Genomic DNA, 14,900 nt, shown 5'->3' with positions numbered 1-14,900 from the left:
AGCGGGAGAACTCTCAGCCTTTCCCCCTCTCAAGCTCTCAAGCTCTCACCCTCTCAAGCTCTCACCCTCTCACCCTCTCACCCTCTTAGCCTCTTCCCCGCACCATGCATGGACAGGCGTGCGCCATGGAGCAGAGTCCGCTGCAATAGTGGGTGGTGCATACAAATTTAGTTGCATCCGAAGCCGCCTTGTCATCGACCAGCCGCCCTTTGCGCACCCAGAACCGGATCATGCCTTCGAGCGCACTGCGGTCGACGTCAAGGCGACGGCTCAGCTCGTCGAGCGTCACCGGCCCCTGCGCCGCCTCCACTTCTTGCAAAACTTTCCATAACATCTTGGGTCATCCCAACAACAAGCGACCGACCTGAAAGACTGCAAAGGAGATCATCCACGCAAGCCCAAGCTGCCCTACGACGCTGAAGGCCGTCCACTTGGGGCCAAATTCGTGGCGCAGCGCAGCGATCGTCGTCATGCAGGGCGTGTAAAGAAGCACGAAAACCATGAAAGCCAACCCTGCCAGGGCGCCATGGCCGCCGCTGGTCTGCTTAAAACTGCGCTGTACCGCCTCCATCAGAGCGGAAGGAGGCGTTTCCTCCTCTTCACCGAAGAGATTGACGCCGACCAGCGACGGAACCGCCTTGAGCGTATCGAACGTCGCCTGTACAAAGCTGGAGATGATCCAGGCGGCGTCCTCGGCCAACGTAGCGGGCGGCGTCTCCTCCTCCGGCAGTTCAATGCGGTAGACCTGCGCCAGCGTGGCGACGACGACCTCCTTGGCCACGAATCCGCTCATCAGCGCGCCGCCGGCCTGCCAGCTGCCAAAGCCGAGCGGCGCAAAGGCAGGCGCCGCCGCGCCGGCGAGCACGCCAAAGGCGCTCTCCTCCACCGGCGTTTGAGCGAAGGCGACGCCTTCCCCGCGCACCGGAATCGCCAACAGGAACCACAGCGCCACGCTCACGCTTAGGATCACCGTAGAAGCGTTCTGAATGAAGGCGGAGGTGCGATTCCACATCTGTCGCCAGACGTTGCGCGCGATCGGCAGGCGATAGGGCGGCAGCTCCAGGATGAGGTGGTTCGCCTCTGCGCTCTTGAGCACCGTGCGGTTGAGCGCCCATCCAACCCCGATTGCGACGAGAATTCCGAGCAGATACATGCTGAAGATCACCAGGCTGGCGTGCTGCGGGAAGAAGGCGGCGGCGAAGAGCACGTAGACCGGCAGCCGCGCGCTGCAGCTCATCAACGGGGCCAGCAGCGCAGTGAGCAGGCGGTCGCGCTGGCTCTCCAACGTGCGCGTGGCGTAGATGGCCGGCACCGAACAGCCAAAGCCGACCACCAGCGGCAGAAAGCTCTTGCCCTGCAGGCCGATTTTGCGCATGGGCCGATCCATCACCAGCGCTGCGCGCGCCATATAGCCGCTGTCCTCCAACACGCCCAGCACGAGATACAGCGCAAACATCACCGGGATAAAGACCAACACCCCACCCACGCCGGCGATGACGCCGTCCACCAGAAGGCTCTCCAGCCAGCCGCCGCCCAGGCCCAAAAGGGTGAGCAGCGCAGCAACCTGCCGGGCAAGCGGCCCGTTCACCGCCTGTTCGATCCAATCGACGAACGGCGCCGACGCGTCCACTGTAACCTTGAAGGCCACCCACATCAACGCCAGAAAGATCGGCAGGCCCCACACCGGATGGGTGACGATGCGATCGATCTGATCCGAGCGGCTCAAACGCCGCGCCGGACGGCGCACGATTGCGGCCTGCGCCGCCTGATGGGCAAACTCATAGCGACGATTGGCCAGTGCGATGTCAACCTCGTTGCCATAGAGCATTTCAAGGCGGGCTCGACCGGCTGCGGCTGCAGCCAGCGCCTCTTCCCCGCCGGGCAGACGACGCACCTTGCCCGCCAACGTTTCATCGCCCTCAAGCAGTTGAATGGCGAGCCAACGCGCCGGATAGCGCTGCGCCAGCGTCGGAAGCACCTCAACGGCGGCGCTCAGCAACGCAATCTCCGTTTCGATCTCTGGATCATACACAACAGGAATTGCGTTCGGGGTGTTGGAAACCCTGCGCATCTCCGACAGCATGGTCATCGCTGCCTGCTCCTTCTCTCTGCGATTGCACGGCGACCGCCAGTTCGATGATGCGATTGCGCAGCGCATCCATGCCCTGGCCGCGTCGCGCCACCAACTCAACCACCGGCGTTCCTCCCAACGCCTGTGAGAGCCGCATGGCGTCGATCTGAACGCCTCTGGCGCGAGCCTGGTCGAGCATGTTGAGGACGACGAGCAACGGCGCGCCTGTCTCCAGAATTTGCGTGGTCAAATAAAGGTTGCGCTCCAGGTTGGCGGCGTCCAACACGTTGACGACCAGGTGCGGCCAGGCCTCGACGATGAAATCTCTGGCGATCTCTTCTTCTGGCGAGTACGGGGAGAGGCTGTATGCGCCCGGCAGATCGACGACGGTGATCTCCACGTCTCGGCGCCCACACCGCAAAAGTCCTGAACGTTTTTCGACCGTTTTTCCCGGCCAATTGCCGATTTGCTGCTCGTCGCCCGTCAGCGCGTTGAAGATGGTGCTCTTGCCGACGTTGGGATTGCCGGCCAGCGCAACGAGGATTTTTTCAATCGCCATAGGACCTTATGCGACTTCGACCAGAATTTTGCTGGCGATGCTGCGACCCAGCGCCAGCCGCGAATCGCGCACGGCCAGCACCAGGGGGCCGCCGTGGTCGTGGAGGATTTCGATGTGCACGCCCGGCGTAAGCCCCAACTCGGTGAGTCGCCGCGTCAGCTTGCGCCCGGCGGTGATGCGCGTCAAGCGCAGCGGTTGGCCGCTGCCTGCGATATGAAGAGGAATGGATGCGCTTGCCATATACCGCTTGTTCTAAAATTCACGAATGATTTTTGACCAGTATAAAGCGGCTTTTCTCCTCGATCAAGAGGGCGCGCAAGACTTTCGTCTCGCCGCCGGGTGCGGTGAGGGTTGAAAGGGGCTTTAAGCGCCGTTAAACGCACTTTGCGCAACGGCGTCGTGAAGGACGGAATGTGGGCACGCGAAACAGCGCCGCAATCAGGTGCAGATCCGTGTGCGATCGCAATCAACATCGCCGATGCACACATCTGACGGCGGCGCTTTCTTTCGGGGGAAAGTGCGAAATTGTCAACCAGACGCTAGAAAATCCCCAGCTCTTCTTTGGCCTCGTCGGACATCATGTCCGGATTCCAGAAGGGCGACCAGGTGAGATGAATGTTGACCTCCTCCACGTCGGGGAAGGCGTTGTGCGTCTCTCGCTGGACGCTGGTGATAATTTCCGGGCCGGCCGGACAGCCGGGGCTGGTGAGCGTCATCGTAATCTCGACCGTTTTTTCCGGCGTGACCTCAATGTCGTAGATCAGACCCAGGTCGACGACGTTCATCATCAGCTCCGGATCTTTAACTTTGGCGCGAATTACTTCGCGCACTTCATCGGGAGTGGGCAATGCCATAGCAACCTCCTATGTCTTCACCAGACCGTTTTTTATGCACCAGACGATTTTTTATGCACCAGACGATTGCGCAGTGGAAAAGCGTTTGGCTCCTGGCGCTTGCAGATGGGCCGCGTACGCCTTGGATTCGCTGCGCAGCGTCTTGCGTAACTTCTGCAGAGAGCGCGTCCCTTTCCTCAATTTGGCTGTTCAATCCAGATTTCGCCGTCTCGAACCTGCACCGCGTAGGTTTTCGTCGGCTCGAAAGCAGGAAAACTCAAGGCGGCGCCGGTGCGAATGTCGAAACGGGCGCCATGCCGCGGACATTGCACCTGATAGCCGTTGACGATTTTGCCTTCGACGAGCGGGCCGCCGTCATGCGTGCAGACGTCTTCGATGGCGTAGATTTCGCCATCGAGGTTGAAGAGGGCGATGCGGGTGCGATTCACTTCGACCAGTTTGCTGCCGCCCGCCGGCACATCCGTTAACTTCGCGACTTTCACAAAATTGCTCATGGTGCGTGACTCTACAATTTCATCATATGATTCCATCGTATGATTACTCTGGCCATTCTTCGAGGCCGTACGCGCCCGCCTTCAGCACTTTGAGCGGGAGCAGGGCGCATTTCAGCCGCACCGGGCCGATCTCGATGCCCAGCATGTCCAGGATGTATTGCTTGTCGATCTGCTTGATCTCTTCAAGCGATTTGCCGACGACCTCCTCCATCAGCATGCTGGCCGTGGCCTGGCTGATGGCGCAGCCGTGGCCGTCGAATGCGGCGTCCACCACCACGCCATCCTTCACCTTCAACTCCACGGTGATTTCGTCGCCGCAAAAGGGATTGTGGTCGTGGTACTGAATGTCCGGATTTTCGAGATGCCCCTTGCGTCGCGGGTGTTTGTAATAGTCTATGATAGCTTCTCGATACAGATCGTCGCTCACACAAACATCCTCTCATCAGGTCTGTAGATCAAGCCGGCGCGCAATTTGTGCAATGAATTCAGCAAACGTGACAGCACAATTCCCGGAGGTTTCTATGTGATCAGCAGGATCCTCAAATGGATGAATGTGCCAGCCACCCGTATTATCGGCGCCAAAAAATTCGCGCTCACCCTTGAATCCATGCATAGTTCATTGGATATTCGTTCACCGTATATTTCTCACACCATAAACACCTCTTGCGCTCTGTGCAGCGCCTCCACCAGCACATCGACTTCCTCCAGGGTGTTGTAGAGGTAGAAGCTGGCGCGAGCGCTGGCGGGAACGCCCAGGCGACTATGCAGCGGTTGGGCGCAGTGATGTCCTGCCCGCACCGCCACGCCGGCGCGGTCCAGGATGGCTGCGATGTCGTGCGGGTGAACGCCGTCCAGCGTAAATGCGATGAGACCGCCGCGCTGCTCTGGACCTGGCCCTAAGATGCGCAGTCCCTCCACCTCTGACAGGCGCGCATAGGCGTACTGCGTGATCTCGCGTTCGTGTGCATGCACCCACTCCATGCCGACCTGTTGCAGATAATCCACCGCCGCGCCCAGTCCGATGACCTCGGCGATAGCCGGCGTGCCCGCCTCGAATTTATAGGGAACGGCGTTCCACTTGCTGCCGCTCATCTTCACTTCGCGGATCATGTCGCCGCCGCCCATGAAGGGAGGCATCGCCTCGAGCAGCTCCCGTTTGGCGTAGAGCACGCCGACGCCGGTCGGGCCACACATTTTGTGGCCGCTGAAGACGTAAAAGTCTGCGTCGAGCGCCTGCACATCGACCGGCATGTGCGGAACGCTCTGTGCGCCGTCGATCAACACCTTGGCGCCAACGGCGCGGGCCGCCGCCACCAGCTCGCGCACCGGATTGATCGTCCCCACCACGTTGCTGGCGTGCACGAAGCAGAAGAGTTTGGTGCGTTCGGTGAGCAGCTCGGGCAGGCTGTCCAGGTCAAGCAGTCCCTGGGGAGTGATCGGAACATAGCGCAACGTGAAACCGAGCTGCTCCTGCACGATCTGCCAGGGCACGATGTTGGCATGATGCTCCATCTCGGTGATCAGCACCTCATCGCCAGGCCCCAGATTGGCGCGTCCCCAGGAATAGGCGACCAGGTTGATGGCCTCCGTTGCGCCGCGCGTGAAGACGATCTGTCGCGCGCTGGGCGCGTTGATAAACTTCGCCACCTTCTCGCGCGCCTCCTCGAACGCTGCGGTCGCCTCCTCGCTCAAGGTATGCACCCCACGGTGTACATTGGCGTTGTAGCGACGATAATAGTCGTCTATGGCTCGAATCACGCATTCCGGCTTTTGACTGCTCGCTGCGTTGTCCAGATAGACGAGCGGTCGCCCGTTCGGCAGCACGCGTTGCAAAATGGGGAAGTCACTCCGCCGAGCAATGGTTCGGTCAGCAACTTTCATGAGTTTCGCCAGTCCTTTGCGCTTCCACGCTCACTTCGCCACTCAACCATTTTACGGCGTTTCGCTCGCTTCATCCAAGAATCGTCGTCTCTTTGCTGCTTTGCGCTGAATCTACTGCTATCCATCCGGATCGCCGCTCCGAGACGGCGCTGCGGCGTGAATCCTGGTCGGCCCCCTCCGTCGAGAGGCGAGGCGCCGGATTGGGAAAAAATCAGGAGATTGAGAGCCAGCGCGGGAAATCCGCCCAATCTCGCAATCTCCTGTCGTCCGCTTCAGAATTTGTGAGCGGATCAGCCGCCGATTTTGCGTTCGATCACGCTCTCCAACTTGTGGACCACGCTCTCCACCGGCACGCGATCCAGCACGGCCTGGAAAAAGCCCTGCACGATCATGCGCTCCGCCTGGGGGCGGCTCAAGCCACGCGCCATCAGGTAGAAGACGTACTCTTCTTCGACCTGGGCGACGGTGGCGCCGTGCGTGCAGCGCACATCGTCGGCCTGAATCTCCAGCCCCGGGATACTGTCGGCCCGCGCCGTCGGGTCGAGAATGAGATTGCCGTTGCGCTGGTAAGCGTCGGTCTTCTGTGCGCCGGGAAAGACCTTGATCACGCCCATGTAAACGCTGCGGCTCCTGTCCTTGAGCGCGCCGTTGAAGAGCAGGTCGCTGAAGCAGTGCGGCGCGCGATGAAGCTGCAAGGTCTGATGGTCGATATGCTGCTCGCCGGTCGGGAAGTAGATGCCCAACAGCTCGGCGTGACCGCCCGGCCCCATCAAGTCGACGTCCAGGAACGCCTTGGTCAGCCGGCTGCCCCAGCTCACCTGAATCCAGCGCAGGTCTGCATCGCGGCTCATCACGGCGCGGCCGGTCAGGAAGTTCCAGGCGCTGTGCTCGAAGTCCTGAAGGTTCATGTAGCGCACCACCGAGCCGGCGCCCAGAATCAATTCGACGACGCTCGCCTGCAGGCCATCCTTTGCGCCCAGCAGGTCGTCGACGACCGTCACTTCCGCGCCCTCTTCTGTAACAACCAACGTGTGATGGTAGCCGCCGACGCCCGGCGTGCACTGGTTCAGGATCACCTGCAGCGGCAACGTCACGCGCGCTTTGGCGGGCACGTAGACGAAGGCGCCCGTGTCCCACAGGGCGGCGTGCAGCGCCGTGAACTTATTCAGATCGGGCTTGACCGCTTCGGTCATGAAATACTTGCGCACCAGCTCCGGATACTCCAGCACGGCGCGCTGCAGGTCGGTGAAGATGACGCCGTGCTCGTCCAGGTTGGTGTTCAGAATCCTATTGCGCAGGCCGCTGTCCTCGAAGACCATGCTGGCCGCGCTGTCCATTTCGTTTAGCTCGTCCTGAAGGAACTTCGACAGCTCCCCCTTTTCCACCTGACCGGTGGCAACGGCCAGCGGCTTGAAATGGTTGAGGTCGAAGCCTGTCAGCCGCGTGCGCCGCCAGGATTCATCCGTCGGCTGCGGCCAGGGCATCTGCTCGAACTGACGCCATGCGTTCAGGCGAAATTCCAACATCCACTCCGGCTCGTTGCGCGCCGCAGAATGTGCGCGCACAGTTTCTTCGCTAAATCCTTGCACGGATTGCGCAATGCTTTCGGTTTCTTTAACAAATACGCTCACGTTTTCTCTCCTCATCTCTCAAATCGTGAAACGACGAGTTATGTGCAGCTTCAATCCTGGATAGGGTAAAAAAGCTGCAAGCACAACTCGCCGTCCACAATTCGGATGGTTTAGCCGATCGTGCCTTCCATCTGGAGCTGAATCAGGCGATTCATTTCCACTGCATACTCCATCGGCAGCTCTTTCACCAGAGGCTCGATGAAGCCGCCGACGATCATGGCCGCCGCCTCGTCCTCGCCGATGCCGCGGCTCATGAGGTAGAAGAGCTGCTCTTCGCCGATCTTGCTTACCGAAGCCTCATGGCCGACGCTCACCTGCTCCTCCTCGATCTCGATGTAGGGATAGGTGTCGGAGCGGCTATATTCATCGAGCAGCAGGGCGTCGCACACAACGTTGCTCTTGCTGTGATGCGCGCCTTTGGCGACGCGCAACAGGCCGCGGTAGCTGGCGCGACCGCCGTCCTTGCTGATGGACTTGGAGACGATCTTCGAGCTGGTGTAGGGCGCAGCATGGATGACCTTGCCGCCTGCGTCCTGATGCTGGCCGCGGCCGGCGAAGGCGATCGAGAGAATTTCGCCGTGCGCCTTCGGCCCCATCATGTAGACAGCCGGATATTTCATCGTCACCTTGGAGCCCAGGTTGCCGTCGATCCATTCCATGGTGGCGCCTTCATAGGCGACGGCGCGCTTGGTGACCAGATTGTAGACGTCTGTGCTCCAGTTCTGGATCGTGGTGTAGCGGCAGCGCGCGTTCTTTTTGACAATGATTTCCACAACGGCGCTGTGCAGGCTGTTGCTCGAATAGATCGGCGCCGTGCAGCCCTCGACGTAGTGCACGCTGGCGCCCTCTTCGACGATGATCAGCGTGCGCTCGAACTGCCCCATGTTCTCGGCGTTGATGCGGAAATAGGCCTGCAGCGGGATGTCCACATGCACGCCCTTCGGCACATAGACGAAGGAGCCGCCGCTCCACACCGCGCTGTTGAGCGCAGCGAACTTGTTGTCCGCCGCCGGAATCACGGTGGCGAAGTACTCGCGCACGATGTCTTCGTGCTCGCGCAGGCCGCTGTCCATGTCCAGGAAAATCACGCCCTGGCGCTCCCACTCTTCGCGCAGGCTGTGGTAGATGACCTCGGAGTCGTACTGTGCGCCGACGCCGGCCAGGAATTTGCGCTCCGCCTCCGGAATGCCGAGGCGATCGAAGGTGCGCTTGATGCTCTCCGGCACTTCATCCCAGCTTCTGCCCTGCTTTTCCGTGGGCCGCACATAATAGACGATCTCGTCGAAGTTGATGCCGCTCAGGTCTGCGCCCCACGTCGGCAGCGGCTTGGAAAAGAAGATGTCGAGCGCCTGATGGCGGAACTCGCGCATCCACTGCGGCTCGTTCTTCTGATCGGAAATCTTATCGATGACGTCGTGGCTGAGCCCGCGTTCCGTCTTGAAAACAGGCTCAATCTCATCGTGAAAACCGTATTCGTATTCTTCCTTGACGCCCTTGAGCGCCTCTCGATCTGCATGGGTGGCCATGGTCGTTGTCCTTTCTCTGCAAAGGTCGCCTTACGCAGTCACAGCTTCGCCGAACTCGCGCTCGACCCAGCTGTAGCCCTTCTCCTCCAGCATGTGCGCCACTTCCGGGCCGCCGGTCATCACGATGCGACCGTCGTAGAAGATGCTGACGTAGTGGGGTTTGACGTAGTTCAAGATGCGTTGATAGTGCGTAATCAACAGAAAGCCGCGATCCGGCGTCGCCAGCTTGTTGATGCCATCCGCCACCACGCGCAGCGCATCGATGTCCAGGCCGGAGTCGGACTCGTCCAGAATGGCGAACTTCGGCTGCAACATCGCCATCTGCAACACCTCGGTGCGCTTTTTCTCACCACCCGAGAAGCCGTCGTTAAGATAGCGGCGGGCGAAGCTCGGGTCGACGTTGAATTCCTTCATCTTTTCATTCAGTTCTTTGCGGAACTCGCGCATCGGCATGAGGTTGCTGCCGATGACGCCGCTGCGCCCCTCGGCGTCGACCGGCCGCGAGGTGTAGCCGCGCACGTTGCTCACCGCTGTGCGCAGGAAGTTCGCAACGCTCACGCCCGGCACCGCCACCGGGTACTGAAAGGCCAGAAAGATGCCCTTCTTGCAGCGCTCATCCGGCTCCAGGTCGAGAATGCTCTCGCCGTCGAGCAGGATGTCGCCTTCGGTGACTTCGTAATGGGGATGGCCGGCGATGACGTACGCCAGGGTCGACTTGCCTGAACCGTTCGGCCCCATCAACGCATGAATCTCGCCGGTGCGCAATGTTAGATTGACGCCCTTGAGAATTTCACGATCTTCGACGGCGGCGTGAAGATTGCGGATTTCCAAAACGCTCATTGCTGTTAACTCCTCTTTTTCCAAAACCTTTGTGCACTACTCATCGGATACGCTACTCAAGAATATAAAGGGTACGGTTGAAATCGGCTGTCGACTGCACTGAATCATCCAATCCCGCCGATCTCCCTGAATTGAAACCTGGCCTGGTTCATGCTATGCGATTTCGCCATAAACCCCAACATTCACCCTGCACTTTTCACACGGAAACGCCCAGCGTTGCGCCTTCCACAGGCGCGCCGTCGGTCACGCTCGGCGCCGCCTCTCTGTGTCGAACGGTGAACGTGCAGCCAGTATGCCCTTCCATCATGCACCGGCTCAACCTGACGTCTGAGCCGAGCACTTTTTCAAGCATCCCGCGATCCATCTCGCAGATCTCGCGATGCTCCTGCGCCAACTCGTGGAAGGGGCAGTTGTAGGTGCGAAGCGCAATCGTTCCTTCTTCGTCGATGACGGCGTCCGCCAAGATGCCCTGGCTGTTGAACGCTGCGGCCAATTCGCCGACGCGATCCTGCAACAGCGAGGAGCGCACAGACGGCGCATATTTCTGCGCCAGTCGCACGCCCACTCGATTCAACAATTCGATGGCGCGCTGCTCCCCTTCCAGATGGAAAACTTCCTCGAGCAGTGTCAGCGCCAGATCATCGCAATGGCAGGCGAACAATTCCTGCACGCGCGCGGTCGCAAAATAGGCGTGATGCGGACGACCTACGCCTGCATGGACGATGCGCCGCTCGATATATCCCTCCGCTTGCAAGGTGTGCAGGTGCTGACGCACCGCCGTCGTCGTGATGCCAAGCACCTCTTCCAGCTCTTTGATCGTCGCCGATCCGTTGCGTTGAAGGTGTTCGATAATTCGCCAGAGCGGAGAATCCCGCCTGCCAAGCGCATTCAAGGTCATGTTGCTTGTTCTCACCTGAACAAGAAAACGACGACCGGCGAAAAAACGATTCAGGTTCACCGCCGGCCCCGTTTCAATTCCTACCTTTTTGAACAATACCACGAGGAAACATTTTTGTCAAATGAAATTGTTTTAATTATCAAAATGAGGAATGAAAGGCCGACGTCCACGCAGCATCCTATTATCGATTCAGTCCCCGGCTGCGGCCGTCGGCGTAGGCGTCTGGGTGGTCGACGGATGCGCTCTGCGATCCGAGGGGAAGGCAAAGGCGACCAGTCCGGCGAAGAAAGGCAAGAAGGCGACGACCGAGAGCACCCACAACAGACCGACCTGCTCGGCGAGGATCGCCTCCAACCAGGCCATGAACGAGCCGCTGGCGAAAATGAAGCCGAGCACCAGCCCCCCGGCCAGGCCGCGACGATTGGGCGCCAACTCCTGACTCATCACCATCAGCAGGCTGTGCGGCATGCTCAGCAACACGCCGGCCAACACGGCGACGACCATGTAGCCCACGCCTCCGAGGTGCAACATGGCTAACGCAAAGGGCACGCTCAGGATCGAAGCGACGATCATGATCGTGCGGCGGTTGAAGCGGTCGCCAAGGTGGCCGCCAATGAGGGTGCCCAAGGCGCCGGCGAAGTTAAAGAGTCCTAACATGAGGCCGAACTGCGCCGGGCTGAACCCGACGGATTCATAGTATTTGGGCAGAAGTGTGGCGTAGCCCTGAGCGGCGCCGGAACGCAGAAGGATGAACAACACAAACACCGTCACCAACCAGGCTGCAGCCGCATGATTGCGGCGGGCGTCGCCGCTCTGTTTTTCGACGCCGGAAGATTTCGGCGCGGCGGGCAGTGCGTCGTTCATGTGCATGAACATCAACACGATAGCCGGAACCGCCACCAACGCCATCAGCGGCATCCCTGCCAATCCCAGGCTGCCGATCACGACGCCGGCCAGGATGGGTCCCAACGCCAGGCCGGTCTGCCCGCCCAGGAAAAAGTAAGAGGTCGCCGTCGCCGCCCTGGCGCCGCCGGCCGCGGAGGCGTTCACCATGCCCGCTGCATGAAAGGCGCCGCTGCCCAACCCGCCGATCATCAGCAGCGTGATGAAGAGCGGATACGTCGGCATAGACGCTGCGGCGGCAAAAAACACCGCCGTCCACAACACGCCGACGGCGCCGATCCAGCGTCCGTTGAGCTTGTCGGTCAATCCGCCGAAAAGGGGCTGGCTCATGGCGGCGAACATTTGATACATCATGGCGCCGAAGCCGATCTGGGCGATGCTCAGGTTGAAATGAGAAGCAGCTAAAGTTAAGATGATTGCCACAGAGGAGTTCAGAATATCGATCGAGAAATGGCCATACGCAGCCGCAGTCAATCGCTTTTTATCCATGACGCTGTTACTCCCAAATCACAATAGATCAATAAGCATCATCGTACCATAGAGTCTACAAAACAAAATGATTGGCTGGTCTAATTATTTCAAATTCAAATCAGATTTCCCTTGGCGAGATCGATGCAACTTTCCCCAGCCTTGATTCAGGCGACCATACGTCAGGCATATCAACTCGGCTTCGACCTGTGCTCGTTTGCGCCGGTGGGCGAAGCGCCGCACGCCGATTTCTTCGACGCATGGATCGCCGCAGGCCGCGCCGGCGAGATGACCTATCTGGAGCGCCACCGGGAGAAACGCCGTTTCCCCGCCCTGCTGGCCGACCCCTCCTCTCCCCCCTTCGAGACGATGGTCGTGCTGGCCGTCGACTATCATCAGTTCGACCTCCCGCCCGCAATTCGGGATGACCCCAGCCGCGGCGTCATCGCCTCTTACGCCTGGGGGGACGACTATCACGAGATCATCCGGCCGCTGCTGTACGAACTTGACGCCTTCATCCGCGAACGGACGGGGCGCACCGCCCTGGGGAAATGCCTGGTGGACACGGGGCCGGTGCTCGAACGCGACTGGGCGGCGGTGGCGGGCCTCGGCTTCACCGGCAAAAACTGCTGCACGATTCGCCCCTCTGCGGGAAGCTGGCTCTTTCTGGCCGTCCTCCTGATTCCGGAGCGTTTGCCGGAAGGCTGGACTTCGCGCCAGAGGGCGGAAAAACAAGAGGCGTCGAGAAAGCCGGCCACCTGCGGCCGCTGCACCCGCTGCCTCTCCGCCTGTCCAACCGACGCTTTCGTGGGCCCCTACGAGCTGGACCCCCTGCGTTGCATTTCCTACTGGACCATCGAAGCGCGCTCCATCATCCCGCGCCAATTGCGGCCCGCCTTCCGCAATCGCATCTTTGGCTGTGACATCTGCCAGGAGGTCTGCCCTTACAATCGGCGGCTGGAGGAGCGCACGCCGCGGTTGGCGGGGCTGCGCGCCCATCACGAGCGCGTGGCGCCGCCTCTGCTCGAAGGCTTCGATCCTGCACATCCCTACTGGCTCAATCAGGAAGCATTCAACAGACATTTCGCGCGATCGCCCATCAAGCGCGCCAGACGGGCGGGCATGTTGCGCAACGTCTGCGTAGCGCTGGGCAACTGGGGCGCTCCGACCACGGTTCCCGCGCTGGCGCAGGCGCTCGCCGACCCGGAGCCGGTGGCGCGCGCCCACGCCGCATGGGCGCTCGGTCGCGTGCTCGCCAGGCAGCCTCATGAACCGGCGGCCAACTTGCTGACGATGGCGCTAGAGCAAGAGACAGACGCTCGCGTGCGCGAAGAGATCCGGCTTGCCCTCAACGAGACCTGATTCGTGATTCATGAAATCTACAATGCATCGTCCTGCGTTTCTCCGCTCCTTTACGCTACAATAGGCAAAGCCTGAGGTGATGGTGGGTGCGGCTCTCAGCCGCACGTTACATGAGTTGCTTAAAAAGACTTTCTTTCGACGATGCGAATACTTATCACCGGCGGCGCCGGTTTCATCGGCTCTCACACGGCGGAAGCAGCGTTGGCTGCCGGCCACAGCGTGCGCGTCCTCGACGACCTCTCCGGCGGAGACGTCGCCAATCTGCCCCAGGACGTTGAATTCATCCAGGGTGATGTCGCCGACGAACACAGCGCAGAGCGCGCCGCCGCAGGCTGCGACGCCGTCATTCACCTGGCGGCGCTGGTCAGCGTTCCCCAGTCGTTGCGAGAACCGCTGCAAACCTATCACGTCAACACCACCGGAACGGTCGCCGTCCTCGAGGCGGCGCGACGTCACGGCGTTCGTCGCTTCGTGCTGGCGTCGACCTGCGCCGTGTACGGCGACCTGCCTGGGTGCAAGGACGAGACTTCGCCTGTGCAGCCGCTTGTCCCCTACGCCGCCAGCAAGCTGATGGCCGAACAGTGGGCCCAAATGTACGCGCGCGCCTATGCGATGGAGACCGTTGTGTTGCGCTACTTCAACGTCTATGGCCCGCGGCAACGCGCCGATTCGCCCTACAGCGGCGTGCTGGCGCGCTGGTGCGCCGCCGTTCAGCAGGGCGAACCGTGCACGATCTTCGGCGACGGCTCTCAGACGCGTGATTTTGTCTCCGTGCACGACGTGGCTCAAGCCAATTTGTTCGCCGCCACGCGCGCCGGGTTGGCCTGGGGCGGTGTATATCACGTGGCGACCGGTCGATCGGTTTCGCTAAATCAGGTGCTGGAAATTCTCGATGCGTTGGCGCCTCGCCCCGTTCACTGCCGCTATGCCCCTCCGCGGGCGGGTGATATCCTGCATTCGGCGGGAAGCAGCGACAAGCTGCAGCAATTGGGCTGGCGCCCGCGCGTCTCGTTGACAGAAGGGTTGGCCGAACTGCTTCGGTGAGTCTCTCGCCACACTTGCACACTTAAGCAAAAGCAGCGGGATCTCCGCTGCTTTTGCTTCTCCTTATTCACCTCCGAGCGGGTTCAGCGTGTGGGGAGCATCGTCTCGGGGACGCTCATACAAAGAAGCTTTGCATGAGCAAAGTTGGAAAACGCCGGCGAAGAGGCCGCGGGTGGAAGCGATAGAACAGGAAACGGAACAGGAAGATGGCGCAAAGCAAGGTAGACGGCATTTGCGTCATGTCAAAGCGGAAAAATTATGTTTCACTGGATGATTCTGACATTTGGTAGATGCGCTGTATGTTCCTGACCCAAAGGCGGCGTAAGCATATCACGAGGTCTTGATGTTGTCAACTCGCTCAAAAACGGA

15 protein-coding genes are annotated in these 14,900 nt (G+C 60.4%); 2 read left to right on the top strand and 13 right to left on the bottom strand.

The window, feature by feature from the left end; translation table 11 throughout:
- Nucleotides 1–85 precede the first annotated feature (85 nt).
- From Q0367_RS14740 to Q0367_RS14680, 13 genes are all read right to left on the bottom strand, one after another.
- A complete protein-coding gene (locus tag Q0367_RS14740; protein ID WP_297635007.1) occupies nt 86–334 on the bottom strand; it encodes a FeoC-like transcriptional regulator in 249 nt (82 codons plus the stop codon).
- 6 nt (nt 335–340) lie between these two features.
- Nucleotides 341–2,089, bottom strand: a complete 1,749-nt coding sequence (gene feoB / locus Q0367_RS14735; RefSeq protein ID WP_297635009.1) for a ferrous iron transport protein B — start codon at nt 2,087–2,089, stop codon at nt 341–343.
- Nucleotides 2,025–2,630 carry a FeoB small GTPase domain-containing protein gene (locus Q0367_RS14730; RefSeq protein ID WP_297635012.1) on the bottom strand — a complete coding sequence of 202 codons (606 nt, stop codon included), beginning with the start codon at nt 2,628–2,630 and terminating at the stop codon, nt 2,025–2,027. Before Q0367_RS14730 ends, feoB begins: the two co-directional genes overlap by 65 nt.
- A gap of 6 nt (nt 2,631–2,636) precedes the next feature.
- Nucleotides 2,637–2,870 (bottom strand): FeoA family protein, encoded by a 234-nt coding sequence (locus tag Q0367_RS14725; RefSeq protein ID WP_297635015.1) that lies wholly within the window; start codon nt 2,868–2,870, stop codon nt 2,637–2,639.
- A 299-nt stretch (nt 2,871–3,169) separates the two neighbouring features.
- Nucleotides 3,170–3,484, bottom strand: a complete 315-nt coding sequence (locus Q0367_RS14720) for a metal-sulfur cluster assembly factor (protein WP_297635018.1) — start codon at nt 3,482–3,484, stop codon at nt 3,170–3,172.
- A 176-nt stretch (nt 3,485–3,660) separates the two neighbouring features.
- The gene (locus Q0367_RS14715; protein ID WP_297635021.1) at nt 3,661–3,966 is read right to left on the bottom strand and encodes a non-heme iron oxygenase ferredoxin subunit; all 306 of its coding nucleotides are present in this window, start codon (nt 3,964–3,966) and stop codon (nt 3,661–3,663) included.
- A 55-nt stretch (nt 3,967–4,021) separates the two neighbouring features.
- Nucleotides 4,022–4,405, bottom strand: coding sequence for a Fe-S cluster assembly sulfur transfer protein SufU (sufU, locus tag Q0367_RS14710; protein ID WP_297635024.1), 384 nt, complete (start codon nt 4,403–4,405; stop codon nt 4,022–4,024).
- Between the two features lie 218 nt (nt 4,406–4,623).
- Nucleotides 4,624–5,859: a cysteine desulfurase gene (locus Q0367_RS14705; RefSeq protein ID WP_298983156.1), complete on the bottom strand. Its 1,236-nt coding sequence runs from the start codon at nt 5,857–5,859 to the stop codon at nt 4,624–4,626.
- Between the two features lie 290 nt (nt 5,860–6,149).
- Nucleotides 6,150–7,490 (bottom strand): Fe-S cluster assembly protein SufD, encoded by a 1,341-nt coding sequence (gene sufD, locus Q0367_RS14700; protein WP_298983152.1) that lies wholly within the window; start codon nt 7,488–7,490, stop codon nt 6,150–6,152.
- 110 nt (nt 7,491–7,600) lie between these two features.
- Entirely contained in the window at nt 7,601–9,016 is a 1,416-nt protein-coding gene (gene sufB / locus Q0367_RS14695; RefSeq protein ID WP_297635036.1) for a Fe-S cluster assembly protein SufB, read from the bottom strand.
- Between the two features lie 30 nt (nt 9,017–9,046).
- A complete protein-coding gene (gene sufC / locus Q0367_RS14690) occupies nt 9,047–9,856 on the bottom strand; it encodes a Fe-S cluster assembly ATPase SufC (RefSeq protein ID WP_298983147.1) in 810 nt (269 codons plus the stop codon).
- A gap of 196 nt (nt 9,857–10,052) precedes the next feature.
- Complete coding sequence (locus Q0367_RS14685) at nt 10,053–10,754, bottom strand: metalloregulator ArsR/SmtB family transcription factor (protein ID WP_297635042.1); 702 nt, start codon at nt 10,752–10,754, stop codon at nt 10,053–10,055.
- Nucleotides 10,755–10,943: 189 nt separating this feature from the next.
- Nucleotides 10,944–12,146 (bottom strand): MFS transporter, encoded by a 1,203-nt coding sequence (locus tag Q0367_RS14680; protein WP_297635045.1) that lies wholly within the window; start codon nt 12,144–12,146, stop codon nt 10,944–10,946.
- Nucleotides 12,147–12,269: 123 nt separating this feature from the next.
- Between Q0367_RS14680 and queG the strand changes: the two genes are divergently transcribed.
- Nucleotides 12,270–13,487 carry a tRNA epoxyqueuosine(34) reductase QueG gene (gene queG, locus Q0367_RS14675; RefSeq protein WP_298983141.1) on the top strand — a complete coding sequence of 406 codons (1,218 nt, stop codon included), beginning with the start codon at nt 12,270–12,272 and terminating at the stop codon, nt 13,485–13,487.
- A 141-nt stretch (nt 13,488–13,628) separates the two neighbouring features.
- Nucleotides 13,629–14,531, top strand: coding sequence for an NAD-dependent epimerase/dehydratase family protein (locus Q0367_RS14670; RefSeq protein ID WP_298983138.1), 903 nt, complete (start codon nt 13,629–13,631; stop codon nt 14,529–14,531).
- The last annotated feature ends 369 nt before the right edge of the window (nt 14,532–14,900 follow it).

This window comes from uncultured Caldilinea sp., assembly GCF_937128415.1.
GTDB lineage: Bacteria > Chloroflexota > Anaerolineae > Caldilineales > Caldilineaceae > Caldilinea.
This window is presented reverse-complemented; position numbering and strand designations above follow the sequence as displayed.

Excerpts from the sequence above, each read along its gene's own strand:
- Q0367_RS14740 (WP_297635007.1), bottom strand. The coding sequence starts at position 334 with ATGTTATGGAAAGTTTTGCAAGAAGTGGAGGCGGCGCAGGGGCCGGTG.
- feoB (WP_297635009.1), bottom strand. The coding sequence starts at position 2,089 with ATGACCATGCTGTCGGAGATGCGCAGGGTTTCCAACACCCCGAACGCA.
- Q0367_RS14730 (WP_297635012.1), bottom strand. The coding sequence starts at position 2,630 with ATGGCGATTGAAAAAATCCTCGTTGCGCTGGCCGGCAATCCCAACGTC.
- Q0367_RS14725 (WP_297635015.1), bottom strand. The coding sequence starts at position 2,870 with ATGGCAAGCGCATCCATTCCTCTTCATATCGCAGGCAGCGGCCAACCG.
- Q0367_RS14720 (WP_297635018.1), bottom strand. The coding sequence starts at position 3,484 with ATGGCATTGCCCACTCCCGATGAAGTGCGCGAAGTAATTCGCGCCAAA.
- Q0367_RS14705 (WP_298983156.1), bottom strand. The coding sequence starts at position 5,859 with ATGAAAGTTGCTGACCGAACCATTGCTCGGCGGAGTGACTTCCCCATT.
- sufB (WP_297635036.1), bottom strand. The coding sequence starts at position 9,016 with ATGGCCACCCATGCAGATCGAGAGGCGCTCAAGGGCGTCAAGGAAGAA.
- sufC (WP_298983147.1), bottom strand. The coding sequence starts at position 9,856 with ATGAGCGTTTTGGAAATCCGCAATCTTCACGCCGCCGTCGAAGATCGT.
- Q0367_RS14685 (WP_297635042.1), bottom strand. The coding sequence starts at position 10,754 with ATGACCTTGAATGCGCTTGGCAGGCGGGATTCTCCGCTCTGGCGAATT.
- Q0367_RS14680 (WP_297635045.1), bottom strand. The coding sequence starts at position 12,146 with ATGGATAAAAAGCGATTGACTGCGGCTGCGTATGGCCATTTCTCGATC.
- queG (WP_298983141.1), top strand. The coding sequence starts at position 12,270 with ATGCAACTTTCCCCAGCCTTGATTCAGGCGACCATACGTCAGGCATAT.
- Q0367_RS14670 (WP_298983138.1), top strand. The coding sequence starts at position 13,629 with ATGCGAATACTTATCACCGGCGGCGCCGGTTTCATCGGCTCTCACACG.